This window comes from Phytohabitans sp. LJ34, from assembly GCF_052068095.1.
Classification (GTDB): Bacteria; Actinomycetota; Actinomycetes; order Mycobacteriales; family Micromonosporaceae; genus Phytohabitans.
Map to the genome: position 1 here is coordinate 404,928 of NZ_JBQHDG010000002.1, position 23,365 is coordinate 428,292.

Below are 23,365 nucleotides of genomic sequence, written 5' to 3' on the forward strand. Positions count from 1 at the left end.
AACGCCGCCATTACCGAGCGTAGCGTCGGAGACGCACCGCCTGCCGCTGACCGGACAAGCTCCTGGGAGGCAGCAGTGACCCGGAAGTCCAGCGCCGTCGCCGCCGTCGCCGTCCTGATCGCCGCCGGATGCGGTCAGTCACCGGACGAGCCGGCGGGCCAGGCCGCGCCCACCCAGACAAGCGCGCCACCACCCGCGCCACAGACCCAGGCGACACCGCCACCCACGCCCGCCCAGCCCGCACCGGCACCGCCCGCCGCGCCGCAGGTGCTGCCGGTGCCCGTTCCTGTGCCGGTGCCGTACGCCGTGCCCGAGGGCTATGCGCCGCTCGGTCAGATCGCCATCCTGGAGCAGGAGGCGAACCTGCGGGCCCACCCCAACACGACGTCGACCGTGCTCGCCGAGCTGCCCGCCGGCACGCCGGTCGACGTGGTGTGCTGGGTTTCCGGCGAGCCCACGTACGGCAGCGACAAGTACGGCTCGATGTGGCTCAGCCTTGCCAGCGGCGGCTACGTCCACTCGTATCTCGCGACATCCGTGGACGTAGCCCCCTGCTGAACGTCAGTAGCCGTACCGCGACTTGAGGTGGCGCCACCAGTCGCGGAACATCCACATGTCGAACGTCGTGATCTGGCTCGCGCTGCCCGCCTTCATGATGAAACCCTGGCCAGGCGTGGGGTCCCAGTCGTAGAAGTCGTCCAGCCCGTACGTGTGCCCGAGCTCGTGCAGGAAGATGGTGATGTTTTCGGAGTTGCGGGCGTTGACGAAGTACTCGCGGCCCATCCGCTGGCCCCAGTCACCGCCGGCGCCGCCGCCGAAGCCGTCGGTCAGCCACAGCGAGTGGTCGTAGTGGCGCGACGCGCCGCCGGGGCAGTTGGGGTAGTTGCCGCTCTGGTTGAAGAAGCGTCCACATGGCTCGGAGCACTGTGGAGCGTTTTCGCGGATGTTGTTGACGTAGATGTCGACCGAGTTGTCCGTCCACTGTAGCTGGTTGCGGTCGCGCACAGCCCAGCCGACGATGTTCACCGGCACGTTCGTGTACGGGAAGGCGTTGTGCCCCACCATCACGTCCATCCACTTCTTGTACTGCCGCCTCAGCGCCGCGTGGATCTCGTCGCGCAGCTGGGCCGTCACCGTCGCCGAGGAGTCCCACCGCACGCAGTAGTTGATGTACCCGCGGTTGGCGAAGAGCTGGTCCCAGCCGTAGTTGCGGAACCCGTACAGGTTGCCGTTGTTGTACGTCTGCTCCTGGTGCTGCCACACGGCGTTCAGCGGCGACACGAGGTTGGCCGGCGGGTTCCACCCGCTGGTGGGCGGCGGCGGACTCGTGGTGGGCGGGGGTGCCGTCGTGGGCGGCGGCGCGGTCGTCACGGGCGGCGTCGTCGGGGTGCCCGGCGAGCCCGTGCAGGCCACGCCGTTCACCGCGAACGACGTCGGGTTCGTGTTGGTGGTGCTGAACTGGCCGTTGAAGCCGAACGACACGGTGCCGTTCGTGGCCACCGATCCGTTGTAGCTCGCGTTGGTGGCCGTGACCGCGGCACCGCTCTGGGTGACCGTCGCGTTCCACGCCTGCGCCACCGACTGCCCGGAGGGGAACGACCAGGTGAGCCGCCATCCGTTGAGCGGGTCACCCACGTTGGTGATGCCGACGTTCGCGGTGAAGCCGCCGCTCCACTGGGAGGTGACGGAGTAGTTCACCCGGCAGGCCACGGCCGCCTCGGCGGACGTCGCCACCAGGAGGCCCCCGGCTAAGAACGCCACGACGGCACCGGACGTCAGGACTGCACGTTTCATCATGCTCCTTCGCATGCTCGTGCGACCTCGCCCGGCGACCGCTACATAGTTTGGTCTCCATACATTACCGGGTGATATCGTGCCGTCAACGATCGGAGTGAATATGTTTAGATCTCGATGGCTGGCGGGCCTAACGGTCCTGGCGGCCACCGTGCCACTGGCCGCGGCGGCCCCTGCTCAGGCCGCCATTCCCCTCGACCAGATAACTGTCAACACCACCCAGGTCGCGTTCGGACTCCAGCGTCCCACCGCGATCGCCGGCATCGACAACGGGCGCCTGCTCATCACCGAGAAGCTCGGCATCGTCCGGCTCTACGACCCCACCACCGGCCTTGCCGCCGCACCCGTCCTCGACATCCGCTCGAAGATCGACACATCCGGCAACGAGCGCGGCCTCCTCGGCATCGCGACGGCTCCCGACTTCGCCACCAGCCAGAACCTGTACGTGGCGTACACCGCGCTCCCCGACGGCACGCTCACCCTCTCCCGGGTCCGCCTCGGCGACCCCGCCAGCGAGCAGGTGATCCTGACCCAGGCGCACTCCGAGTTCTCCAACCACAACGGTGGCGAGGTGAAGTTCGGCGGCGACGGCTACCTGTACTGGAGCCTCGGCGACGGCGGCGCGGCCGACGACCCGCTCGCCAGTGGCCAGAACCTCGGCACGCTGCTCGGCAAGATCGTGCGCCTCGACGTGAGCCGCACCTGCGGCACCCAGGCGTACTGCGTGCCGGCGGACAACCCGTTCGTCGGCCGGGCCGGCGCCCGCCCCGAGATCTGGACGTGGGGGCTGCGCAACCCGTGGCGCTTCTCGTTCGACACCCGTGCCGGCGGCGACAACTCACTGTGGATCGCCGACGTCGGCCAGGGCACGTGGGAAGAGGTCAACCACCTCGACGCCGCACAGGGCGGCGCCAACCTGGGCTGGTCGTGCCGTGAGGGCCGGGTGGTCTTCAACGCCGAGCGGTGCGTCGGCGGCGAGACGTACGTCGACCCCACGCTCGTCTACCAGACCAGTGCCGAGGGCTGCGCGGTGATCGGCGGTTTCGTCTACCGCGGCGCCCAGTTCGCCGACATCGCCGGCGGCACGTACTTCGCCACCGACTACTGCTCGGCCACGTTCTGGGGCATCCGCAAGCTCGCCGACGGCAGCCACCAGACCCAGAAGCTGAACACGCCCGACATCGTGCAGCCGACGAGCCTCGGCGTCGACTCCAACGGAGAGCTGTACCTCGTCAACGACCTGCCCGGCCAGCTGCACAAGATCTCGTTCGGCCAGGTCACGCCGCCGGCGCCCTGCCGCGTCACCTACGAGACGCAGGTCTGGGGCACCGGCTTCCGCGCCACTGTCAAGGTAACCAACACCGGTCCCCTGCCGATCAACGGCTGGACGGTCGGCTGGACGTTCTCCGGACCGCAGCGGGTCGGCAGCTCCTGGAACGCCACCATCACCCAGAGCGGCGCGGCCGTCTCCGCGAAGAACCCCGGCTGGAACGGCACCATCGCACCCGGCGCCACGGCCGAGTTCGGCTTCCTGGGCACACCCGGCGGCGCGCAGCCCGCGCCGGCCGCCTTCACGCTCAACGGCAACACCTGCGGGTAGGGAATCCGGCGGCCGGGCTCAGGTCCCGGGTCCGGCCGCCGGACCCACCCCCGTTACCCCGCTACGCGCCCGCCGAATCCAGGCGCGCAAGCTGCTCGGCCTCCAGCTTGACGTCCAGGGCGGGCAAGGCCGCCGCGAACTGTTCGACCGTGCGCGGCCCGAGCAGCGTCACCATCGCCGGATCGGTCTGGTGCAGCAGCCAGGCGATGACGAGCTGGTTAGGCGTGACGCCCAATTCCCCCGCCAGGTCGGTGAGGACGGCCAGCCGCGCCTCGGCGTCCGGCCCCTCGTACGCGGACATCATGTCGTGCCCGCGCCGCTTTTCCGGGTCGTCGTAGATTCCCTTGAGGATCGGCGAGTACGCGACGAGCGTGACCTCCGGGTTGGCCCGCAGGAAGTCCATCTGCTCGTCGTCCACGATGGACGCGTGCGAAAGCCCGGCCCGCCGCCGCAGGTAGCTGTGCTGCTGCTGCAACGCGACCGGCGCCACCCACCCGTTGCGTGAGGCCACCTGCCGCACCCGCTCCAGCCGCCAAGTGCGCACATTGGACCATCCGATGTAGCGCACCTTGCCGGCCTTGACCACCTCGTCCAGCGCCCGCAACGTCTCTTCGATCGGCGTGTTCCGGTCGTCGACGTGCACGTAGTACAGGTCGATGTGGTCGGTACCGAGCCGCCGCAGGCTGTCGTCGACCGCACGCCGCAGCGTGTCACCGCCCGCGCCCTCGTACTCATTGCGCACGACCTCCCACGGCGCGCCCCGCACCTCGTCGGCGCGCTCGACCCACGCACTCCCCTTGGTGGCGAGGAAGACGTCGTCCCGCCGCCCCCGCTTGGCAAACCACCGGCCGAGCAACGCCTCGCTCTCCCCACCGCGGGCTCCGGGCGCGGTCCACCAGGCGTAGCAGTTGGCGGTGTCGACAAAGCTCCCGCCCGCCGCGAGATAGCGGTCGAGGATCTCGAACGAATCGGCCTCGCTGGTGCGGGTCCCCATGAGCATCGCGCCGAGAGCGAGCCGGCTGACCCGCTCCCCCGTGTCTCCGAGTGCAACGGTATCCATGACGCCGACGCTAGGACTTCGAGCGCACGCGAAGTCAAAGCCCATTTTCAAAAAGCACATTTGCCCACGTCCGCGTCACCTGCGGACCGCATGCTCCCGCGGGCACCGCTCCGGCCGGCGGCTCGCAGCGCTCGCCGAGACCCCCGGCCTCCACTGCCAGCTCCGCGCGACAAGCCCACCAGCGCGCGCTTCCACGACCGCGGTTCTCCGCTCCTTCAGGTTTGTCTGGTTGCGGCTAGCGCGCCTCCGGCGGAGCATGGGGCTTCGCACGCCGGCTGCGGCTTGGCGGGTTGGGCCAACGACCATCGCTACCCACGCGCGCCGATCAAGGGACCAGACGACCCTCCCGCCGGCTAGTCAGGGGATATTTCCGGACCACCATGGGTTCGCCGCGCGAGCTTCGCAAGCCCGGTGCCCACCACGCTTCGGTGATCGTTAGCCCAAAACCCGCGTCCGTGCCGGCGTGTCACACGGGTTCCGGGCTAACGATCACGACGCCTCCCAAATCCCGAGCCGATCGTCCCGTCACCTGGGAGATGCAGGTCTGCGGCGGCCGCATCGCATGATCGTTAGCCCGTTATGGGCGTGGTCTTCGGCGTGTCACAGCCATTTCGGGCGAACGATCATGACGCCCCCACACGCCGAGCCACATCCCCAAACAGTGGGAAAGGTAGGCCGGCGATCATCGTGTTTCGCGGCCCGGCCACCTCTAAGCCGCAGCCAGCGGGCGAAGCCCGAGCCGTGCCGTATGCCGTCGTCCACCCGCACGGGGAGCAGACCAGCGCCGGGGCCGCCACGACCCGCGCACCGTGACGATCAGACGGCGGCTGGCGGCCCCGGCGCTGGCCTGCTCGGCTCAGCCTGGACGACGGCATACGACACGGCTCCCCACCGCAACCACCCACCAAGAACGGTGAACAAGCCGGGAACGGCCCGGCCGGAGCCCGAGGCCCCGCCGGAGGCGCAGCAGTAACCGCAACCACAAACCGCTGAGCAAGGGACAAGCGGCTCCTAGATTTCGAAGTTCCCCGGGCTGGTGACGCTGCGTCAGGATTTCGCAGGTAGGGGCTTGTCCCGCGGAGCCGGCAGTGGACGGCCGGGGGTTTCGGCGAGCGCTGCGAGCCGCCGGCCGGGAGCGGTGCCCGCGGGAGCATACGGTCTACAGCTGACGCGGACGTGGGCAAATATGTCCGCCCGAAGGGCGAGAAGCCCGACGCCGAAAGTCTCTACAGCGCCCTGCGGAGCCAGTCCTCGACGCCGGCGACGTGGACCGTCGCCCAGGAGCGGGCCAGCTCGGGCTGGCGCGAGGCGATGGCCTCCAGGATCGCGGCGTGCTGTTCGCGGGTCTTGGCGACCGCGCCCTCCTGGGTGAGGCCGCGCCAGATGCGGGCGCGGGTGGTGGGGCCGGAGAGGCTGTCGATGAGTGAGCAGAGCACGTTGTTGCCGGAGCCGGCCGCGATCCGCCGGTGAAACTCGAGGTCGTTGGCGACCAGCGCGTCGATGGTGGGTTCTTCGCCGAGCTCGGCGAGCACCTCGCGCAGGCCGTCGATGTCGTCGTCGGTCATCCGTTGGGCGGCCAGGGCGGTGGCGGAGGGTTCGAGGATGCGCCGCACCTCGAGGAACTCCAGCACCGTGTCGTCGCGGTGGAAGTCGACGACGAAGCTCAGCGCGTCGAGCAGGAGGCCGGGCGCGAGGCTTGTCACGTAGGTGCCGTCGCCCTGGCGTACGTCGAGCACGCGGATGAGCGAGAGGGCCTTGACGGCTTCGCGCAGGGAGTTGCGGGAGAGGCCGAGGCGTTCGGCGAGGTCGGCCTCGCGCGGGAGCCGGTCGCCGGGGCGCATCTCCCCGGACACGATCATGCCTTTGATCTTGTCGATCGCCTCGTCGGTGACCGCCATATGTCGCCCTCCCACCCAGATCGCCGGTGCCTCCGGGCTACGGTCGTAGATCGTACGTCCGTAGCGCCGTGCCGCCGAACACATCGGCCCGCTCGGTCGCGGACAGCGGCGGTAGCGCGTCGGCGAGCGCCTGCTTCACGCGGCCGTAGGGGGCGGCCAGCAGGCAGACCGGCCAGTCCGAGCCGAACATCAGGCGCTCGGGGCCGAACGCGTCCACCGCCACCGCCACGAACGGGGCCAGGTCGCCCACCGTCCACGTGCTCCAGTCGGCCTCGGTGACGAGGCCGGAGAGCTTGGCGGTGACGTTGCGGAGGGCGGCGAGCGCGTGCAGGGCACCGCGCCAGGTTTCCGAGGCGCCGGCGGCGATCGGCGGCTTGCCGAGGTGGTCCAGCACGAAGCGGACCTCCGGCAGCTCGCCGGCGAGGCGGGCCGCCGCGGCCAGCTGGTCGGCGCGCACCACGAGGTCGAACGGGAGCCCGGCGGCCGCGACGGTACGCAGGCCGCGGCGCACGTCCGCGCGGTCGAGGTAGCCGGGGTCCTTCTCCCCCTGCACCTGGGAGCGGATACCCACCAGGCGCTCGCCGCCGGGCAGGGCGCGGTAACCGGCGAGGGTGTCGGCTAGCGCCGGGTCGGCCGGGTCGGCCCACGCCACCACGCCGGCGATCAGCGGGGAGTCCTTGGCGTGCCCGAGCAGCAGGGCCGCCTCGGCGGTGTCGCACCGCCCGCCCTCGACCAGGACGGTCCGCGCCACGCCGGTGCCCTCGACCGCGGCGGCCAGGTCGTCGGGGCCGAAGGTGCGGCGGATCGGGGCGAGGCTCGGCTGGTCGAGCCAGGTGTACCCCTGGTCGGCGCCCCACAGGTGGTGGTGGGCGTCGACGACGGTCATGTGCCGCCGCCCGGCACCGGGGCGTCGGGGCGGAGCAACCCTTCGGCGACGAGGTCGGCCCACAGCTCCTTCGGTGGCGGGTCGGCGTGCGCGAGGGCGGCGTTGCGGCGTACCTGGTCGGGGTCCTGCGCACCGACCACGACCGACGCGACGGCCGGATGCGCCGCCGCGAACGCGATCGCCGCGGCCGGGAGCGACGTGCCGTGCCGGGCGCAGGTGGCGGCGAGCGCGCGGGCCCGGTCGAGCACAGTGGACGGTGCCGGGCCGTACTCGTACGGCAGGCCCTGGTGCGGCCGATCCTCGGCGAGCAGCCCGCTGTTGAAGACGCCCGCCACGACGGCGCCGACGCCGCGCCGCGCGCACTCGGGCAGCAGCGTGTCGAGGGCGGGCTGTTCGAGCAGGGTGTACCGGCCGGCGATCATCACGAAGTCGACGCCGGTGTCGCGGGCGAAGCGGTGCAGCACCTCCCATTGTTTGCTGCCCACGCCGACCGCCCGCACCACGCCCTGTGCCCGCAGGTCGGCCAGCGCCGGGTACGCCTCGTCGAGCGCCGCCGCCATGTGGTCTTCCGGGTCGTGGACGAGCACCAGGTCGACCCGGTCGAGGCCGAGCCGGGCGAGGCTCTCGTCGAGCGAGCGGCGTACCCCGTCGGCGCTGAAGTCCCACACCCGGCGGTGGTCGGCGGGCACCGCGAAGCCCTCGCCGTCGCGGCGGCCGGCGCCCGCCGGGTCGGGCACGAGCCGGCGCCCGACCTTGGTGCTGACCACGTACTCGGCTCGCGGCAGGCCGCGGACCGCCGCGCCGAGGCGGCGCTCGGAGAGGCCCAAGCCGTAGTGCGGCGCGGTGTCGAAGTAGCGGATGCCGGCGTCCCAGGCGGCGGCGACGGTGCGGGCGGCGGTGGCGTCGTCGACCTCGTGGTAGAGGTTGCCGAGCTGGGCGCAGCCCAGGCCCAGCCGGCCGAGCTCTACTGGCCTGGTCGCTCGCTCAGCGTCGTCGTGGTCCCGGTCCGCCGGGCCCCGCTCACTCGTAGCATTCACGGCAGCTCCCAGACCAGCTTGATCCCGGAGTCGGCGCCGGAGTAGTCGTCTTCGACCTCGAGGAGCTCGGCCATCCGGGCCTGCCACGGGATGTTGGCCGGATGGTCGCGGAGCGCGTCCCGCATCTCCTTGTAGTCGTCGACCTCGACCAGGTGGAAGAGGTCGCGGCCGTCGCGCCAGATCCGCCAGGCGTGCACGCCGGCCGCCCGCAGCGCGGCGTCGAGCTCCGCCGGGATCGTCGCGTGGACCTCCTCGTACTCGCTCTCCTTGCCCGGCTTCAATCGGGTGTGCAGCGCGATGCGGTGGAACGGCCGCCCGATGGTGCGGCCAGCGCCGGGTGTCGACGCTGAGTCTGATGGTTCCCTCGCAAGCTCGGTCACGGCGAACCTCCGATGTTTGGTGTGGGCTCACGGCTGCCGCAGGCGCAGGCCCTGCATCCCGCCGTCGACGGCGAGGACCGTGCCGGTGGTGGACGCGGCGGCCGGGCTGGCCAGGAACACGATCGCGGCGGCCACGTCCTCGGCGCTGACCAGCCGACCGGTGGGCTGGCGGGCGCGGAGCGCGGCGAGCTCGGCCTCCGGGTCGGCCGCGGTGTCGAGCAGGCGGCGCACCCACGGCGTGTCGACGGTGCCGGGGTTGACGCAGTTGACCCGGATGCCCTCGCGCACGTGGTCGGCGGCCATCGCCAGGGTCAGCGACTGCACCGCACCCTTGCTGGCACTGTAGAGCGCCCGCGCGGGCAGGCCGACGGTGGCCGCGATCGAGCAGGTGTTGACGATCGCGGCGTGCGGTGAGGCGCGCAGGTGCGGCAGCGCGGCGCGGGTGACCCGCACGATGCCGACCACGTTGACGTCGAGCACGCGCAGCCACTCGTCGTCGGGGTTGGTCTCGACGGTGCCCTGCGCGCCGATCCCGGCGTTGTTGACGAGCACGTCGAGGCCGCCGAGCGCGTCCGCCGCCGCGGCGACCCCGGCGCGCACCGACGCGTCGTCGCGCACGTCGGTGCCGAATCCCAGCAGTGGCTCGGGCAGCCCCTCGGGCTTGAGGTCGAGGCACGCCACCCGGGCGCCCCGCGCGGCGAGCAGCTGGGCCGTCGCCAGCCCGATGCCGGACGCGCCACCGGTGACGACGGCGCGCCGGCCCGCGAAGTCTGTCAGCTCCATATTGGACCGTCCGGATAGGAGTAGTCGACAAGCGTCTCCGGCCGCATCGTAGCGCTGAAACCGGGCGCGGTCGGCGCGACGTACCGCCCGTCGCGCACCACCGCCGGGTCGACGAAGTGCTCGTGCAGGTGGTCCGCGAACTCGATGACGCGGTCGTCCATGCTCGTCGACACCGCCACGAAGTCGAACATGGACAGATGCCGGACCATCTCGCACAGGCCCACGCCGCCGGCGTGCGGGCAGACCGGCACGCCGTACTTGGCCGCCAGCAACAGGATCGCCACGTTTTCGTTGACCCCGGCGACGCGGACGGCGTCGATCTGCACGTACGACACCGCGCTCAGCTGGAGCAACTGCTTGAAAACCACCCGGTTTTGCACGTGCTCGCCGGTGGCCACCCCGATCGGAGCGATCTGCCGGGCGATCGCGGCGTGGCCGAGCACGTCGTCGGGGCTGGTCGGCTCCTCCACCCACCACGGCTCGAACTCGGCCAGCGCCCGCACCCACTCCACCGCCGCGCCCACGTCCCACCGCTGGTTGGCGTCGATGGCGATGCGCACGTCCGGCCCGCACACGTCGCGGGCGATCCGCAGGCGCCGTACGTCGTCCGCGAGGTCGGCGCCGACCTTCAGCTTGACCTGCTTGAACCCCTGCTCGACGGCCTCCTTGCACAGGCGGCGGAGCTTGTCGTCGTCGTAGCCGAGCCAGCCCGGCGTGGTGGTGTAGGCGGGGTAGCCGCCGTCGAGCAGCGCCGCCTCCCGCTCGGCCCGGCCGGGCTCCGCGCGGCGCAGGATCTCCAGCGCCTCGTCGGGGGTGAGCGCGTCCGTCAGGTACCGGAAGTCGACGAGCGCGACGAGCTCCTCGGGCGACATGCGTGCGAGCAGCCGCCACAGCGGAAGGCCGGCACGCTTGGCCTTGAGGTCCCAGAGCGCGTTGACCACGGCCGCGATCGCCATGTGCATCACGCCCTTCTCCGGGCCCAGCCAGCGCAGCTGCGAGTCGTGCACGAGGTCTCGCCACACCCCGCCGAGGTCGTCGAGCGTGGCCTCCAGGGGCCGGCCGACCAGGTAGGGCGCGAGCGCCGCGATCGCCGCGGACTGCACGTCGTTACCCCGCCCGATCGTGAACGCGAAGCCGTGCCCCTCGTGCCCGTCCGGCGCGTCCGTGCGGAGCACCACGTAGGCGGCCGAGTAGTCCGGATCGGGGTTCATCGCGTCGGAGCCGTCCAACTCCCGGGACGTCGGAAACCGGATGTCATAGGTGTCCAGCGCGACGATCCTCATACATCCGATGTCTACCAGTCCCCTCCGACCGGCACAAGGACACAGCCCCTGTGGGATAGTTGTCGCGATGATCACCATCAGCCCCCTCCGCCCGGAGGACCGCGCCGCATGGGAGGTCCTGGCCCGCGGCTACAAGGCGTTCTACGAGACGCCGGTGCCCGACGAGGGCTACACGGAAACCTGGCGCCGCCTGCTCGGCCCCGAAGACCTGCACGGCACCGGCGCCTGGCTGGACGGCCGGCTGGTCGGCATCGCGCACTACCTCTTCCACGCCACGGTCTGGCAGCCCGACTACTGCTACCTCCAGGACCTCTTCGTCGACGAGACCGCCCGCGGCAAGGGCGCCGCCCGCGCACTCATCGAGGAGGTGGCCCGCGCCGCCCGCACCCGCGGCGCCGCGCGCCTCTACTGGACCACGAAACAGGACAACGTGACAGCGCGGGCCCTCTACGACAAGGTCGCCGTCTTCACCGGCTTCATCCGGTACGACTACGCCGCCCCGGCCTAGAGACCTTTCGGGGTCCGGGTCGCCGCTCGTCGCGGCGTTGCTTCAAGGCAGATTTGCCCACGTCCGCGTCAGCGGCGGACCGTATGCTCCCGCGGGCACCGCTCCCGGCCGGCGGCTCGCAGCGCTCGCCGAAATCCCCGGCCGTCCACTGCCAGCTCCGCGAGACAAGCCCCGCCCGGGGTCTTCGCGGGGCCTACCTGCGCCATCCTGACGCAGCGTAACCAGCCAAAGGGACCAGACTTCGAGATCTAGCAGACTTAGGGTTGAAATAGCGCCCTAACCCTCCTAGATCTCGAACCTCGCGCCGCTCACACCCTCGTGGCGGTTACACACGGCGACGACAACCCCGTTGCCTTCCCGGATCGCCGATTCGGGAACGGGCATTGTGGACAAACGCCGACCACCGCCTGACGCGAGCCCGTCACCCCGCCCCCTTTCCTGCCGGCCGGTCGCGCGCAGGGGTGAGCGCGACCAACGGCGGACGGGTGAGGCCGCGGGAGCAACGGTCCGGACCACGACGGACATCGCGGTAGCTCAAATCTCTGTCCAAATAGGGGTCGAAGCCACCCCGACTCCGAAAGGTCTCTAGTGACCTTCCACCCCCAGACCAGCGGCGCCCCGCACTCACCGCAACCAACAGCGGAGCTGGAGCCCGCGGGAGCAACGACGGGCGACCACACGCGGACGCGGGCATACAAAGAGGTTCGCAACAAACGAGCACGTCGCCGCCTAAGGTGACGGCGTGACCCACACGTCTGCCAGGCGGCCCTGGTACCGGCCGATGGTGGCCCGCCACCCCGACGAGCCGCACCGCGCGTCGACTCCGCTCGAGCTCTTCTTCGACCTGTGCTTCGTGGTCGCGGTCGCGCAGGCGGCCGCCCAGCTGCACCACGACGTCGCCGAGGACCACATCGGGCACGCGGTGCCCAGCTACCTGATGGTGTTCTTCGCGATCTGGTGGGCGTGGATGAACTTCACCTGGTTCGCGTCCGCCTACGACACCGACGACGACGTGTACCGGATCACCACGCTGGTGCAGGTCACGGGCGCGCTCGTGCTGGCGGCCGGGGTGCCTCGCGCGTTCGCGGACGCGGACTTCTCGGTGATCACGTACGGCTACGTGCTCATGCGGCTGGCCATGGTCGTGCAGTGGCTGCGGGTGGCGCACACCGACGTGCACCCGGGGCGGCGGGCGGTCGGGCGGCGGTACGCGATCGGCATCACGCTCGTCCAGGTCGGCTGGGTGCTGCGCCTCGTGCTCCAGGACGGGGTACTCCCGGACGCGGCGCTGGTGCCCGGCTTCGTGCTGCTGGTGCTGGCCGAGCTCGCGGTGCCGATCTGGGCCGAGCGGGTGGCCGAGACGACGTGGCACCCGGAGCACATCGCCGAGCGGTACGGGCTGTTCACCATCATCGTGCTCGGCGAGTCGATCCTGGCCGCCAGCGTCGCGGTGCAGAGCGCGCTCGACGAGGACGCCGAGCTCGGCGGCCTGCTGCGGGTGGCGGGTCCGGGCATCGTGATCGTGTTCGGGATGTGGTGGCTGTACTTCGACCGCCCGGCCAGCCGGCTGCTCACGTCGATGCGGGTGGCCCTCTTCTGGGGGTACGGCCACTATCTGATCTTCGCCTCGGCCGCGGCGGCCGGTGCGGGGCTGGCGGTCGCCGTGGACTACGAGACGCACAAGGCGCACCTGGGCGGCGTCGCGGTCGGTTACGCGGTGGCGGTGCCGGTCGCCGTGTACCTGTTCAGCGTCTGGCTCCTGCACGTGCGGCCGCACCAGCGGGGGTTGATCGTCGTGGCGTACCCGGCCGCCGCGGTACTGGCGTTGCTGGCGCCGCTCACGCCCGAGCCGGTGCCGGTGACGGCGGCCGTGGTGGCCGCGCTGGTCGCGACGACGGTGGTGGCCGCACACCGCGGAGACGAGCGCCTGGCGCCTTCCCTATCCACGTAAACGCGGCGGTGTGGCGGCCAGCGCGTCCCGGACCGGAGCGTCCCACAGGCGGGCGGCCGCCGCGGGATCCACCGTCACCTGGCGGGCGCGGCGCAGCAGCAGGTGGTCGGCGATCCGCCAGAGGGTGTCCTCGACGGCTGCGAGGTCGGCGTCGTCCAGGTCGGGGCGGCGCCGCGCCAGCCGCTCCCGCTCCGCGCGCACGATGAGGCCGACGCGGTACGCCAGGTCGTCGTGCCAGCAACCACCATCGATCGACACGCGTACACTTTAATACTACCAGCCGTAGTAGTCATCGCCCCCAAGGGAAGATCGGGCGGCGCCGTTTAGGCTCATGCTGGTGGACGAGATGGACTGGGCTCTGCTGCGTGAGCTTCAGCGGGACGCCCGGCTGTCCTACAGCGAGCTGTCCCGCCGCGTGCACCTCTCGCCGCCCGCCGTGGCCGAGCGGGTGCGGCGGCTGGAGCGCATCGGCGTGGTGACCGGCTACCACGCGCACGTCGACCTGGCCAAGGCCGGCCGCCACGTGGTCGCGGTGATCCGGATGTCCTGCTACGGCGCGCGCTGCGTGCTGCGCGACCCGGACGTGGCCGCCTGGCCGGAGGTGCTGGAGATCCACCGCGTCACCGGCGACGCCTGCTGCATCCTCAAGGTGGCGACGCGCGCCATGGAGGAGTTCGAGGCGGTCATCGACCGGCTGGCGCCGTACGGGCAGCCCTCCAGCACGATGGTGCTCTCGACACCCCTCTCCTGGCGCCCCGTGGATCCCTAGCCGCGCGCCACCAGCTCCGCGATCTGCACGGCGTTGAGCGCGGCGCCCTTGCGCAGGTTGTCGCTGGAGCAGAAGAACGAGATGCCGTGCTCGACGGTCTCGTCGGCGCGGATCCGCCCCACGTACGTCGGGTCCTTGCCGGCCGCCTGGATCGGGGTGGGCACGTCGGACAGCTCCACGCCGGGCGCGGCGGCGACCAGCTCCCGCGCCCGCGCGGGGCTCAGCGGCGCCGCGAAGCGGGCGTTGACCTGGAGCGAGTGCCCCGTGTAGACCGGCACCCGCACGCACGTGCCGGCCACCTTCAGCTCCGGGATGCCGAGGATCTTGCGGCTCTCGTTGCGGAGCTTCTGCTCCTCGTCGGTCTCGTCGGAGCCGTCGTCGACGATCGAGCCGGCCAGCGGCAGCACGTTGAAGGCGATCGACCGCGCGTACACCCGGGGGGCCGGGATCTGCACCGCCTCACCGTCGAAGGCCAGCTCGGCGGCGCGGTCGGCGACCTTGCGCACCTGCTCGTCGAGCTCGGCCACGCCGGCCAGGCCGCTGCCGGACACCGCCTGGTAGGTGGCCACCACCATGCTCACCAGCCCGGCCTCCGCGTGCAGCGGGCGCAACACCGGCATCGCGGCCATGGTCGTGCAGTTCGGGTTGGCGATGATGCCCTTGGGCCGGTGCGCGGCGGCGTCGGGGTTGACCTCCGACACCACCAGGGGTACCTCCGGGTCCATCCGCCACGCCGAGGAGTTGTCGATCACGACCGCGCCGGCCTCGGCGACGCGCGGCGCCAGCTCCTTGGCGGTGCCCTTCCCGGCCGAGAAGAGCACGATGTCGAGCCCCCGGTAGTCGGCCGTGGCCGCGTCCTCCACCGTGACCTCGGTGTCGCCCCACGGCAGCGGCCGCCCGGCGGAGCGCGCGGAGGCGAAAAGGCGGAGACGCTCCACGGGGAAGGCCCGCTCGGCCAGCACCCGCCGCATGACGCCACCCACCTGGCCGGTGGCACCCACAATCCCGATCTGCATGGCCGCCACGCTACCTGTCCCCGATATCGGCGGCAGCGATGAATTCCCAGGGTGTGGGCGGTCTTACCCCGGATGGCGCGGTGTAAATGGCCGCGAAATGTCGGAGGGGTACGGCACGATGGTGCCGTTCTGGAAGGGGTGATGATGGAAATCGCGATCGAGGCAGACGGCCTCGTCAAGAAATACGGCTCCGTGGTGGCCCTCGACGGCCTAGATCTTTCGGTGCCGCAGGGCACGGTGATGGGCCTGCTGGGGCCCAACGGGGCCGGTAAGACCACCGCGGTGCGGGTGTTCACGACGCTGCTCAAGCCCGACGCGGGCCGCGCCCGGGTGGCCGGCCTCGACGTGGTCGCCGACGCCCGCCGGCTGCGCGGCATGATCGGCCTCTCGGGGCAGTACGCGGCGGTCGACGAGCACCTCACCGGCTTCGAAAACCTCGACATGGTGGGCCGCCTCTACGGCTTCACGGCGAAGGCGAGCCGGTCGCGGGCGCGCGAGCTGCTGGCGCGTTTCGACCTGGAGGAGGCCGCCGACCGCCCGGTAAAGGGCTACTCGGGCGGCATGCGGCGCCGGCTCGACCTGGCCGGTGCGCTTGTCGCGCAGCCGCCGGTGCTGTTCCTCGACGAGCCGACCACCGGCCTCGACCCGCGCAGCCGCCTCGACGTGTGGGATCTGATCTCCGAGCTCGTGGCGGCCGGCAGCACGCTGCTGCTCACCACGCAGTACCTGGAGGAGGCCGACCAGCTGGCCAGCCGGATCGCCGTGATCGACCACGGCAAGGTGATCGCGCTCGGCACCTCCGACGACCTCAAGGCACAGGTCGGCGGCGAGCGGCTGGAGCTGACCGTCAGTACGCCGGCCGACATCTCGAGCGCCACCGCGGTGCTCTCCCCCCTCGCCTCCGGCGAGATCACCGTCGACGAGACGGCCCGCCGCCTCACCGTCCCCGTGACCGGTGGCGCGTCCGCGCTGATGGAGAGCCTGCGCCGGCTCGACGCCGAGGCGGTCAAGGTGCTCGACGTGGGGCTGCGCCGCCCGAGCCTCGACGACGTGTTCCTGACGCTGACCGGCCACGCCGCCGAGGAGGAGCAGTCGTGACCACCGAGTCCGTGATGGCCAACCCGACCCTCAAGCCGCTGCGCGACGGCATCACCGTCGCCCGGCGCAATCTCATCAAGATCAAGCGAGTGCCCGACCTGCTGGTCTTCTCCACGCTCTCGCCCATCATGTTCGTGCTGCTGTTCGCCTACGTGTTCGGCAGCGCGATCGACGTGCCCGGCGTCTCCTACCGCGAATACCTGATGGCCGGCATCTTCACCCAGACGGTGCTCTTCGGCTCGACGCTCACCGGCTACGGCCTGGCCGACGACATCCAGAAGGGCATCGTCGACCGCTTCCGCTCGCTGCCGATGGCCCGCTCGGCGCTGCTCGTCGGCCGCACCACCAGCGACCTGGCCAACAACATCATCGTCATCATCGTGATGTCGCTGACCGGCCTGGTCGTCGGCTGGCGCATCCACTCGTCGGTGCTGGAGGCGCTGGGCGGCTTCGCGCTGCTGCTGCTGTTCGCGTACGCGTTCTCGTGGGTCTTCGCCGTGGTCGGCCTCTCGGTGCGCAGCCCCGAGGTGGTCAACAACGCCAGCTTCATCTTCATCTTCCCGCTGACGTTCATCGCCAACACCTTCGTGGGCGTGACCGACCTGCCGGGGCCGCTGAAGGCGTTCGCGGAGTGGAACCCTGTGTCCGCGGTGACGCAGGCGGCGCGGGAGCTGTTCGGCAACACCAATCCGGCCGTGCCCCAGCCGGATGCCTGGCCCCTTCAGCACCCGGTGATCACCAGCCTTGCCTGGGTCGCGGTGCTGTTGGCGATCTCGGTGCCGCTGGCGGTCAACCGCTACAAGAAGGCCGCCTCGCGGTAGGGCCTTCGCACGACTGGAACACCAGTGCTGTTATCCGAGCGGTTTGACAGCACTGGTGTTCCAGTCGTCGCGACTTTCCGCTCACGATCATCGCCGCGCGCGGGCCGGCCATCGCCAGGCGCGGGCCAGCCATCGCGGGCGCGCGGGCCAGCCACCGCGGGCGCGCGGGCCAGCCATCGCCGGGCGCGCGGGCCAGCCTCAGGGCCAGCGGTCGTCCGGATGTGGCGGGCGGTAGGGGTCCGGGGCGGCTGGGCCGCGGCGTGGCCGACGCTCGCCCGGCACGTAGCGCTCGCCGTCCGGATCGCCCGCCGCGTAGCGCTCGCCGCGCGGCGGGGCGTATCGGGCGTCCCGCGGAGGCTGGCCGGCCCCGGTCTGCGCGCCGACCCCGCTCTGTGCGGCGTCGTCGCGCGGGCCCGCGGGCGCGCGGCGCTGAGCCGGCGGGCGGCGCTCCGGCGCCTGCTCCCCCACGCGCGGCCGCCCACCCGGGCCACCGCGCGGATCACGCACGCCCGGAGCGCCCCGGCCCACCGACGGCGCCGGGTATTGGTCGTCAGTGGTGCCGCGCCCACGTGCGGGGCGAGCGGCCGCCGGCGGCCTGTCCGGCTCCCGGCCGGCAGGGCGGTAGACCCTCTCGGACGCGTCACCACGACCCGACGCCCTGTCCGGCTCCCGCCCGGCAGGACGGTAGACCCTCTCCGACGCCTCACCACGACCCGGCGCCGCCCGCCGGCCAGCCGGCTCCCGGTCGGGCGGACGGTAGAGCCTGTCGGGCGCGTCGCCGCGATTCGGCGCCGCCCGGCGGGCGGCCGGCGGCGGAGGTCCCGCGGCCCTGGCGCCGCCTGGGCGGGTCCGCGCGCCGGCGCCCAGGGCGGCGCGGCGTTCGGCCAGGGCGGCCCGGCGGGCGCGCACGACGGCGCGTCTGCGGCCGGCCGCCAGCAGCATCACGAGCACTATCGCCACCAACGCGACCGTCAGGCCGATCACGGCGGCCGAGGACGAGCCCGGCACCCCGTCCGCGGGGCGGGCGGCGCCCTCGGCCGCCGTGGCCGCGCCGTCGGGGGTGGGTGTCGGCTCGGGGTCCAGCTCGCCGGGGTCGACGAGGCGGCCGACCGAGGCGCCGGCCGGCAACGCGAAGCCCCAGTCGAGCAGCTTGCCGGTCTGCTCGGACGCGCGGATCGGCCGCGCCTCGGCGCCGAGCACCGCGGCCACCAGCGTGCGGTCGCCGCGCTTGGCGGCGCCGACGAACGAGTGGCGGGCCAGCGTCGTGAAGCCGCTCTTGCCGCCCAGCGCGCCGGGGTACTTCTGCAACAGGCCGTTGTCGTTCTGGATCTGGAAGCCGCGCGTGTCCTTGGGCGGTTGGGGCGGGATCTTCGCCGTGCGCGCCGCCACGTACTTGCGGAAGTCGGGCATCGCGAACGCGGCGCGGGCGATCAGCACCAGGTCGTACGCGCTGGTGAACTGCCCCGCCCCGTCGAGCCCCGAGGGCGTGACCGCGTGGGTCTGTAGGGCGCCCAGGCGGCGGGCCTCGGCGTTCATCATGGCGACGCCGCCGGCCCGGCCCTTGTCACCGCCGCCGACGCGGGCCAGCACGTTGGCGGCGTCGTTGCCGGAGTCGAAGAGCAGGCCGTACCAGAGCGTTTCGATCGGGTACTTGCCGCCTTCGAGCAGGCCGACCGCGGAGCTGCCGCTCTCGATGTCGAGGTCGCCGCGCGTCACTTGCACGACCTGCTTGGGGTCGAGCTTGGGGATCATCGTGGCGGCCAGCAGCACCTTCTGCACGCTCGCCGGCGTCTGGTATCCGTGCGCGTCGCACGCCCCGAGGACCTGGCCGGTGTCCAGGTCGGCGACCAGCCACGTGCTGGCGGTGAGCTTCGGCGGCGCGGGCGCGCCGGCGGGGATCGCGAGGCCGGTGGTGGCGAGCGCCTCGCCGCCGACCCGCGCGTTGGCCGGGTCGAGGGCGGGCGCCTTCGGCTTGGGCGGGCGCTTTGGGGGCGGCGAGAGCTTTTCGGTGGGGCACGGCACCGCCGGGGCAGCCTTCGCGACCGGCCCCACCGCCTCGGCTGGCCCGGCCTTCGCGACCGGCCTCACCACCGGCGCCGCCTTCGCGACCGGCGCGTCCTCCGCGAGCGGCGCGGCCACCGCGAGCGGCGCGGCCACCGCGACCGGGGCCGCAGCGGCGACCGGGGCGGCCATGGCGACCGGCGCGGGTCCCAACACGGCCGCGAGCACCGAGCCAACCAATGCCGCGACCAGGACCCGTCCGTTCATCGCGATCAGGCTAGCCAAACAGAGGAGTCCTCGCATCCCCCGGTGGCGCTGAGCCGCGAATCAGGGCCGGCCGCGCTCAGAGCCCGGCCGCGCTCAGGCCAGGAGCGAGCGCAGCTCCGCGTCGAGGTCGACGTATCCGCCCTCGCGGCCGCGCGGCACGATCGCGAGCATATCGGCCGCGAACCGGCACAGCGGCAGCCGCGGCAGGTCGATGCCGAGCACGTCGCGGCCGTTGCGCAGCACCACGCTCACCACGGTGCCGCCGGGCTGTAGGCCGACCAGCACATCGCCCTGCCCGGCCGTGCCGGTCAGGCCCGCGATCAGCAGGTCGCGCGCGAACACCCAGCACGACGCCGCCGTCGCGTCGGCGCTGACGATCAAGTGGACCGCGTACGGGTCGTCCGCGGCATAGCCCAGCCCGACGCTGACCCTGCCGTCCACCGTCGCCGAATACGCATGGCCCTCCAGGAGCTGCCATGCCGAGCGCTTCGTCGCCAACCCATCCTCCTCGTCGAAGACCTTATATGTACGTTGGCAACAGCGCTTCGGTTGAACCCGAAAAGACACATAGGCAAAACCGAGCGTGACCGGGGGCACACGCGCACAGGATGGTCACCCGGAACGCGGACCCGAGGTGGCAGTCTGGAGGTCATGCGGACGCGCACCGATCTTGTCGAAGACCTCATGAGCCGGTTCCCGCACATCCCGCGGGAGGCCGTGCTCAAGGAAGATCTGCTCCGCGGGGGCATGGCGTTCGACGAGTCGGTGCTCACCGACGGTGACGACGGCGAGGTCAAGCCGAAGTCGTACTTCATCTTCTCCTTCGACCACCGCACGCTCCCCGAGCTCGGCGCCGCCGCCCTGCGCCGCCCGCCGGAGGAGGTCGTGCTCACCGGTGGGCCCTACGAGCTGCGCCGCACCGTGGTGTCCGTGCGGGTCAACCCGGACTCCCCGTACCGCGTGATGGCGGGCGACGACGGCGTGGCGCGCCTGCACCTCGACGGCCGGCCGATCGCGGACGTCGGGCTCCCGCCGATGCCCGACTACTACCGCCACACCCTCGCCAACGGCAAGTCGGTGATGGAGGTGGCGCCCACGATCCAGTGGGGCTACCTGATCTACCTGACGGTCTTCCGGGTGTGCCAGTACTTCGGCGCCAAGGAGGAGTGCCAGTACTGCGACATCAACCACAACTGGCGGCAGCACAAGGCGGCGGGCCGGCCGTACACGGGCGTGAAGCCGGTCGAGGAGGTGCTCGAGGCTCTCGCGATCATCGACCGTTACGACACGGCCGGCACCTCCCACGCGTACACGCTGACCGGCGGCAGCGTGACGTCCAAGGTGGACGGTCTCGCGGAGGCCGACTTCTACGGGCGCTACGCCAAGGCGATCGAGGAGCGCTTCCCGGGCCGGTGGATCGGCAAGGTGGTGGCCCAGGCGCTGCCCCGCGCCGACGTGCAGCGCTTCCGCGACTACGGCGTGCAGATCTACCACCCCAACTACGAGGTGTGGGACAAGCGGCTCTTCGAGCTCTACTGCCCCGGCAAGGAGCGGTACGTGGGGCGCGAGGAGTGGCACCGCCGCATCCTCGAGTCGGCCGAGGTCTTCGGGCCGCGCAACGTGATCCCCAACTTCGTCGCCGGCATCGAGATGGCCGAGCCGTTCGGCTTCACCACGGTCGACGAGGCGATCGCGTCGACGACGGAGGGCCTCCAGTACTTCATGTCCCGCGGCATCCTCCCCCGCTTCACCACCTGGTGTCCGGAACCGACCACGCCGCTTGGCCGCACCAACCCGCACGGCGCGCCGCTGGAGTACCACATCCGGCTGCTCGAGACGTACCGCGCGACGATGGAGGCCAACGGCCTGTCGACTCCACCCGGGTACGGCCCGCCGGGCGCCGGCAACGCGGTGTTCTCGGTCAGCTCCTTCATGGACACGCTGCCGGCCGACGCGCCCGTGTCGGCGTGACAGTCCTCGTCTTCTCCCGGACCACGGGGTTTCGCCACGCCTCGATACCGGCGGGAATCGAGACGTTTCAGCAGCTGGCCGGCGACGTCGAGGCCACCGAGGACCCGGCCGCCCTGGAGCGCCTCGACGAGTTCGCCGCCGTCGTCTTCCTCAACACCAACGGCGAGGTGCTCACCGGCGCCGGGCGGGCGGCCCTGGAAAGGTTCGTGCGGGGCGGCGGCGGCTTCCTCGGCGTGCACTCGGCGGCGGCGACCGAGTACGACTGGCCGTTCTACGGTGAGCTCGTCGGCGCGTGGTTCGACCGGCACCCTGCCGTGCAGCCCGCCACGATCACCGTGTCCGATCCAGATCACCCGGCAACCGACCATCTCCCGACGGCGTGGGCGCGGGTCGACGAGTGGTACGACTTCCGCTCCCGGCCGGACGCGCGGGTGCTGCTGCGGGTCGACGAGTCGACGTACGAGGGCGGTGGCATGGGCGCCGACCACCCGGTCGCGTGGTGCCACGAGCGGCTCGGCGGCCGGTCCTTCTACACCGCGCTCGGCCACACGATCGAGTCCTACGCCGAGCCGGCATTTCGGCGACATCTCTCGAAAGCACTGCGCTGGGTAACTAACATATCCACGCATGGGCATTGATGAGAGAACATCTCGACGGGCCTTCATCGCGTCCGCGTCGGCGGCCGCCGCTGTGCCATTGATCGGTGCGGCGGCCCCGGCGTCGGCCGGCGGCCACGGGACACCACCCGGGCCGGGCCGCCCCATCCACCCCCAACGGCCGAGCCGCGCCCTCCGGGCACTGCTCGACGACATCGACCGCCGCCGCATCGAGGCCACCGTGCGCCGCCTCGTCGCGTTCGGCACCCGCCACACCCTTTCCAGCCAGGACGACCCCGTCCGCGGTATCGGCGCCGCGCGGGACTGGATCTTCGACCAGCTCAGCGGGTACGCCGCGGCGTCCGGCGGCCGGATGACCGTGGAGAAGCAGTCGTACACGCAGGAGCCAGGCCCGCGCATCCCGGTGCCGACGGTGATCAGCAACGTGCTGGCCACGCTGCGCGGCACCGTCTCCCCCGAGCGGGTGTACGTGATCTCGGGCCACTACGACTCGCGCGTCAGCGACGTGCTCAACGCGACCGCCGACTCCCCCGGCGCCAACGACGACGCGTCCGGCGTGGCGGTGGTGATGGAGCTCGCCCGGCTCTTCGCCACCCGGCCGACCGCGGCCACGCTCGTCTTCACCGCGGTCGCCGGTGAGGAGCAGGGCCTGTTCGGCTCGGCGTTCCAGGCACGGCAGTACAAGGCGGCCGGCACCGACGTCCAGGGCATGTTCAGCAACGACATCATCGGCAGCAGCCTCGCCGACGACGGCACCCGCGACCCGCGCACGATCCGGCTCTTCGCCGAGGGCGTGCCGACCGCGGAGACGCCGGCCGAGGCCACGGTGCGGCAATCAGTGGGCGGTGAAAACGATTCGCCTTCACGCCAGCTCGCCCGCTTCGTGCAAGACGTGGCGGAAAACGACGCGACCGGAATGGACGTCCGCATCATCTATCGCCGCGACCGCTATTTGCGCGGCAGCGACCACATCTCGTACCTCCAGCAGGGTTACCCGGCGGCCCGCTTCACCGAGCCGAACGAGGATTTCCGCCACCAGCACCAGGACGTGCGCGTCGAGGACGGCGTGCAGTTCGGCGACCTGCCCGAATTCTGCGACTTCGGCTTCATCACGCGGGTCGCCAAGGTCAACGGCGCCGCGCTGTGGTCGCTGGCCAACGGCCCCGGCACACCCAAGGGCGTCAACATCCTCACCGCCGCGCTCACCAACGACACGACTTTGCGCTGGCAGCGGGGCACGGATCCGGATCTCGCCGGGTACGAGGTGGTGTGGCGGGAGACGACCGCGCCCGAGTGGACGCACGTGATCCCGGTCGGCGACGTCACCACGGCCACGATCGACCTGTCGAAGGACAACGTGTTCTTCGGCGTGCGGGCGGTGGACCGGGCAGGTCTGCGGAGCCCGGTCGCTTTCCCCACACCCGCGTCCAGCTGACTCGGGCGGTTCCGACCGATTCGGTCAGTTCCCCTTTCTTTGGTGCTTTCCGGCCGCGCGAAATGCGCGGCCGGACCCATTTCTCCCACGCGCCGAGAATCATGTTTCCGACAGACCGCGCTCTTCCCAACCGGATCCCCAAAGCGATCATTGACGGCCGTTAAGATGACGCGCAATTCACCGCTGTGTT

General features: G+C 71.6%; 21 protein-coding genes and 1 pseudogene. 10 read left to right on the forward strand and 12 right to left on the reverse strand.

All coding sequences use genetic code 11. From position 1 onward, the window contains the following. Positions 1-75 precede the first annotated feature (75 nt). Positions 76-558, forward strand: a complete 483-nt coding sequence (locus ACTMTJ_RS04845; RefSeq protein WP_441214829.1) for a hypothetical protein — start codon at positions 76-78, stop codon at positions 556-558. 3 nt (positions 559-561) lie between these two features. Here the strand turns inward: ACTMTJ_RS04845 and ACTMTJ_RS04850 are convergent, their stop codons facing one another. Further along, on the reverse strand, positions 562-1,794 hold the full coding sequence (locus tag ACTMTJ_RS04850; protein WP_441214830.1) for a cellulose-binding domain-containing protein: 1,233 nt from the start codon (positions 1,792-1,794) through the stop codon (positions 562-564). Positions 1,795-1,897: 103 nt separating this feature from the next. Between ACTMTJ_RS04850 and ACTMTJ_RS04855 the strand changes: the two genes are divergently transcribed. Then, the gene (locus tag ACTMTJ_RS04855) at positions 1,898-3,394 is read left to right on the forward strand and encodes a PQQ-dependent sugar dehydrogenase (RefSeq protein WP_441214831.1); all 1,497 of its coding nucleotides are present in this window, start codon (positions 1,898-1,900) and stop codon (positions 3,392-3,394) included. Between the two features lie 61 nt (positions 3,395-3,455). Here the strand turns inward: ACTMTJ_RS04855 and ACTMTJ_RS04860 are convergent, their stop codons facing one another. From ACTMTJ_RS04860 to ACTMTJ_RS04890, 7 genes are all read right to left on the reverse strand, one after another. Beyond that, positions 3,456-4,454 carry an aldo/keto reductase gene (locus ACTMTJ_RS04860; RefSeq protein ID WP_441214832.1) on the reverse strand — a complete coding sequence of 333 codons (999 nt, stop codon included), beginning with the start codon at positions 4,452-4,454 and terminating at the stop codon, positions 3,456-3,458. Between the two features lie 1,226 nt (positions 4,455-5,680). After that, a complete protein-coding gene (locus ACTMTJ_RS04865; RefSeq protein WP_441214833.1) occupies positions 5,681-6,352 on the reverse strand; it encodes a FadR/GntR family transcriptional regulator in 672 nt (223 codons plus the stop codon). Between the two features lie 37 nt (positions 6,353-6,389). Beyond that, positions 6,390-7,238, reverse strand: coding sequence for an amidohydrolase family protein (locus ACTMTJ_RS04870; protein ID WP_441214834.1), 849 nt, complete (start codon positions 7,236-7,238; stop codon positions 6,390-6,392). Continuing rightward, entirely contained in the window at positions 7,235-8,275 is a 1,041-nt protein-coding gene (locus ACTMTJ_RS04875) for an aldo/keto reductase (protein WP_441214835.1), read from the reverse strand. The genes ACTMTJ_RS04870 and ACTMTJ_RS04875 overlap by 4 nt, the downstream gene beginning before the upstream one ends. After that, entirely contained in the window at positions 8,272-8,655 is a 384-nt protein-coding gene (locus ACTMTJ_RS04880; RefSeq protein ID WP_441214836.1) for an L-rhamnose mutarotase, read from the reverse strand. Before ACTMTJ_RS04880 ends, ACTMTJ_RS04875 begins: the two co-directional genes overlap by 4 nt. Before the next feature lie 27 nt (positions 8,656-8,682). Beyond that, entirely contained in the window at positions 8,683-9,438 is a 756-nt protein-coding gene (locus ACTMTJ_RS04885) for an SDR family NAD(P)-dependent oxidoreductase (RefSeq protein ID WP_441214837.1), read from the reverse strand. Next, a complete protein-coding gene (locus ACTMTJ_RS04890; RefSeq protein WP_441214838.1) occupies positions 9,429-10,721 on the reverse strand; it encodes an L-fuconate dehydratase in 1,293 nt (430 codons plus the stop codon). Before ACTMTJ_RS04890 ends, ACTMTJ_RS04885 begins: the two co-directional genes overlap by 10 nt. A gap of 67 nt (positions 10,722-10,788) precedes the next feature. Between ACTMTJ_RS04890 and ACTMTJ_RS04895 the strand changes: the two genes are divergently transcribed. Beyond that, positions 10,789-11,229: an N-acetyltransferase family protein gene (locus tag ACTMTJ_RS04895; RefSeq protein ID WP_441214839.1), complete on the forward strand. Its 441-nt coding sequence runs from the start codon at positions 10,789-10,791 to the stop codon at positions 11,227-11,229. Positions 11,230-11,971: 742 nt separating this feature from the next. Then, positions 11,972-13,180: a low temperature requirement protein A gene (locus ACTMTJ_RS04900; RefSeq protein WP_441214840.1), complete on the forward strand. Its 1,209-nt coding sequence runs from the start codon at positions 11,972-11,974 to the stop codon at positions 13,178-13,180. Here the strand turns inward: ACTMTJ_RS04900 and ACTMTJ_RS04905 are convergent. After that, positions 13,169-13,438: a hypothetical protein gene (locus ACTMTJ_RS04905; RefSeq protein WP_441214841.1), complete on the reverse strand. Its 270-nt coding sequence runs from the start codon at positions 13,436-13,438 to the stop codon at positions 13,169-13,171. The genes ACTMTJ_RS04900 and ACTMTJ_RS04905 overlap by 12 nt on opposite strands. A 79-nt stretch (positions 13,439-13,517) precedes the next feature. On the opposite strand from ACTMTJ_RS04905, the gene ACTMTJ_RS04910 reads away from it, so the two are divergent. Next, complete coding sequence (locus tag ACTMTJ_RS04910; protein ID WP_441214842.1) at positions 13,518-13,949, forward strand: Lrp/AsnC family transcriptional regulator; 432 nt, start codon at positions 13,518-13,520, stop codon at positions 13,947-13,949. On the opposite strand, the gene ACTMTJ_RS04915 is transcribed toward ACTMTJ_RS04910, so the two are convergent. Then, positions 13,946-14,965 carry an aspartate-semialdehyde dehydrogenase gene (locus tag ACTMTJ_RS04915; protein WP_441214843.1) on the reverse strand — a complete coding sequence of 340 codons (1,020 nt, stop codon included), beginning with the start codon at positions 14,963-14,965 and terminating at the stop codon, positions 13,946-13,948. The two genes, ACTMTJ_RS04910 and ACTMTJ_RS04915, sit on opposite strands and share 4 nt — an antisense overlap. Positions 14,966-15,109: 144 nt before the next feature. Here ACTMTJ_RS04915 and ACTMTJ_RS04920 point away from each other — a divergent pair, with 144 nt between their 5' ends. Both ACTMTJ_RS04920 and ACTMTJ_RS04925 read left to right on the forward strand, forming a co-directional pair. Beyond that, positions 15,110-16,063 (forward strand): ATP-binding cassette domain-containing protein, encoded by a 954-nt coding sequence (locus tag ACTMTJ_RS04920; protein ID WP_441214844.1) that lies wholly within the window; start codon positions 15,110-15,112, stop codon positions 16,061-16,063. After that, positions 16,060-16,884 (forward strand): ABC transporter permease, encoded by an 825-nt coding sequence (locus tag ACTMTJ_RS04925; protein ID WP_441214845.1) that lies wholly within the window; start codon positions 16,060-16,062, stop codon positions 16,882-16,884. Before ACTMTJ_RS04920 ends, ACTMTJ_RS04925 begins: the two co-directional genes overlap by 4 nt. 900 nt (positions 16,885-17,784) lie before the next feature. Here ACTMTJ_RS04925 and ACTMTJ_RS04930 read toward each other — a convergent pair. Further along, positions 17,785-19,077, reverse strand: a pseudogene (locus tag ACTMTJ_RS04930) (D-alanyl-D-alanine carboxypeptidase family protein); the annotation flags it as partial. 168 nt (positions 19,078-19,245) lie between these two features. Next, positions 19,246-19,650, reverse strand: coding sequence for an SsgA family sporulation/cell division regulator (locus ACTMTJ_RS04935; protein ID WP_441214846.1), 405 nt, complete (start codon positions 19,648-19,650; stop codon positions 19,246-19,248). A gap of 153 nt (positions 19,651-19,803) precedes the next feature. Between ACTMTJ_RS04935 and ACTMTJ_RS04940 the strand changes: the two genes are divergently transcribed. The 3 genes from ACTMTJ_RS04940 to ACTMTJ_RS04950 are packed head-to-tail and all read left to right on the forward strand — an operon-like array spanning position 19,804 to position 23,175. Continuing rightward, entirely contained in the window at positions 19,804-21,123 is a 1,320-nt protein-coding gene (locus ACTMTJ_RS04940; protein WP_441214847.1) for a radical SAM protein, read from the forward strand. Continuing rightward, positions 21,120-21,761, forward strand: coding sequence for a ThuA domain-containing protein (locus ACTMTJ_RS04945; RefSeq protein ID WP_441214848.1), 642 nt, complete (start codon positions 21,120-21,122; stop codon positions 21,759-21,761). Before ACTMTJ_RS04940 ends, ACTMTJ_RS04945 begins: the two co-directional genes overlap by 4 nt. Continuing rightward, positions 21,751-23,175, forward strand: a complete 1,425-nt coding sequence (locus ACTMTJ_RS04950) for a M28 family peptidase (protein ID WP_441214849.1) — start codon at positions 21,751-21,753, stop codon at positions 23,173-23,175. Before ACTMTJ_RS04945 ends, ACTMTJ_RS04950 begins: the two co-directional genes overlap by 11 nt. Positions 23,176-23,365 lie beyond the last annotated feature (190 nt).

What these genes read in the sequence shown, in the direction of transcription:
- ACTMTJ_RS04855 (WP_441214831.1), top strand. Translation starts at nt 1,898, where the DNA reads ATGTTTAGATCTCGATGGCTGGCGGGCCTAACGGTCCTGGCGGCCACC.
- ACTMTJ_RS04950 (WP_441214849.1), top strand. Translation starts at nt 21,751, where the DNA reads ATGGGCATTGATGAGAGAACATCTCGACGGGCCTTCATCGCGTCCGCG.
- ACTMTJ_RS04870 (WP_441214834.1), bottom strand. Translation starts at nt 7,238, where the DNA reads ATGACCGTCGTCGACGCCCACCACCACCTGTGGGGCGCCGACCAGGGG.
- ACTMTJ_RS04915 (WP_441214843.1), bottom strand. Translation starts at nt 14,965, where the DNA reads ATGCAGATCGGGATTGTGGGTGCCACCGGCCAGGTGGGTGGCGTCATG.
- ACTMTJ_RS04940 (WP_441214847.1), top strand. Translation starts at nt 19,804, where the DNA reads ATGCGGACGCGCACCGATCTTGTCGAAGACCTCATGAGCCGGTTCCCG.
- ACTMTJ_RS04860 (WP_441214832.1), bottom strand. Translation starts at nt 4,454, where the DNA reads ATGGATACCGTTGCACTCGGAGACACGGGGGAGCGGGTCAGCCGGCTC.
- ACTMTJ_RS04895 (WP_441214839.1), top strand. Translation starts at nt 10,789, where the DNA reads ATGATCACCATCAGCCCCCTCCGCCCGGAGGACCGCGCCGCATGGGAG.
- ACTMTJ_RS04865 (WP_441214833.1), bottom strand. Translation starts at nt 6,352, where the DNA reads ATGGCGGTCACCGACGAGGCGATCGACAAGATCAAAGGCATGATCGTG.
- ACTMTJ_RS04890 (WP_441214838.1), bottom strand. Translation starts at nt 10,721, where the DNA reads ATGAGGATCGTCGCGCTGGACACCTATGACATCCGGTTTCCGACGTCC.
- ACTMTJ_RS04885 (WP_441214837.1), bottom strand. Translation starts at nt 9,438, where the DNA reads ATGGAGCTGACAGACTTCGCGGGCCGGCGCGCCGTCGTCACCGGTGGC.
- ACTMTJ_RS04920 (WP_441214844.1), top strand. Translation starts at nt 15,110, where the DNA reads ATGGAAATCGCGATCGAGGCAGACGGCCTCGTCAAGAAATACGGCTCC.
- ACTMTJ_RS04850 (WP_441214830.1), bottom strand. Translation starts at nt 1,794, where the DNA reads ATGAAACGTGCAGTCCTGACGTCCGGTGCCGTCGTGGCGTTCTTAGCC.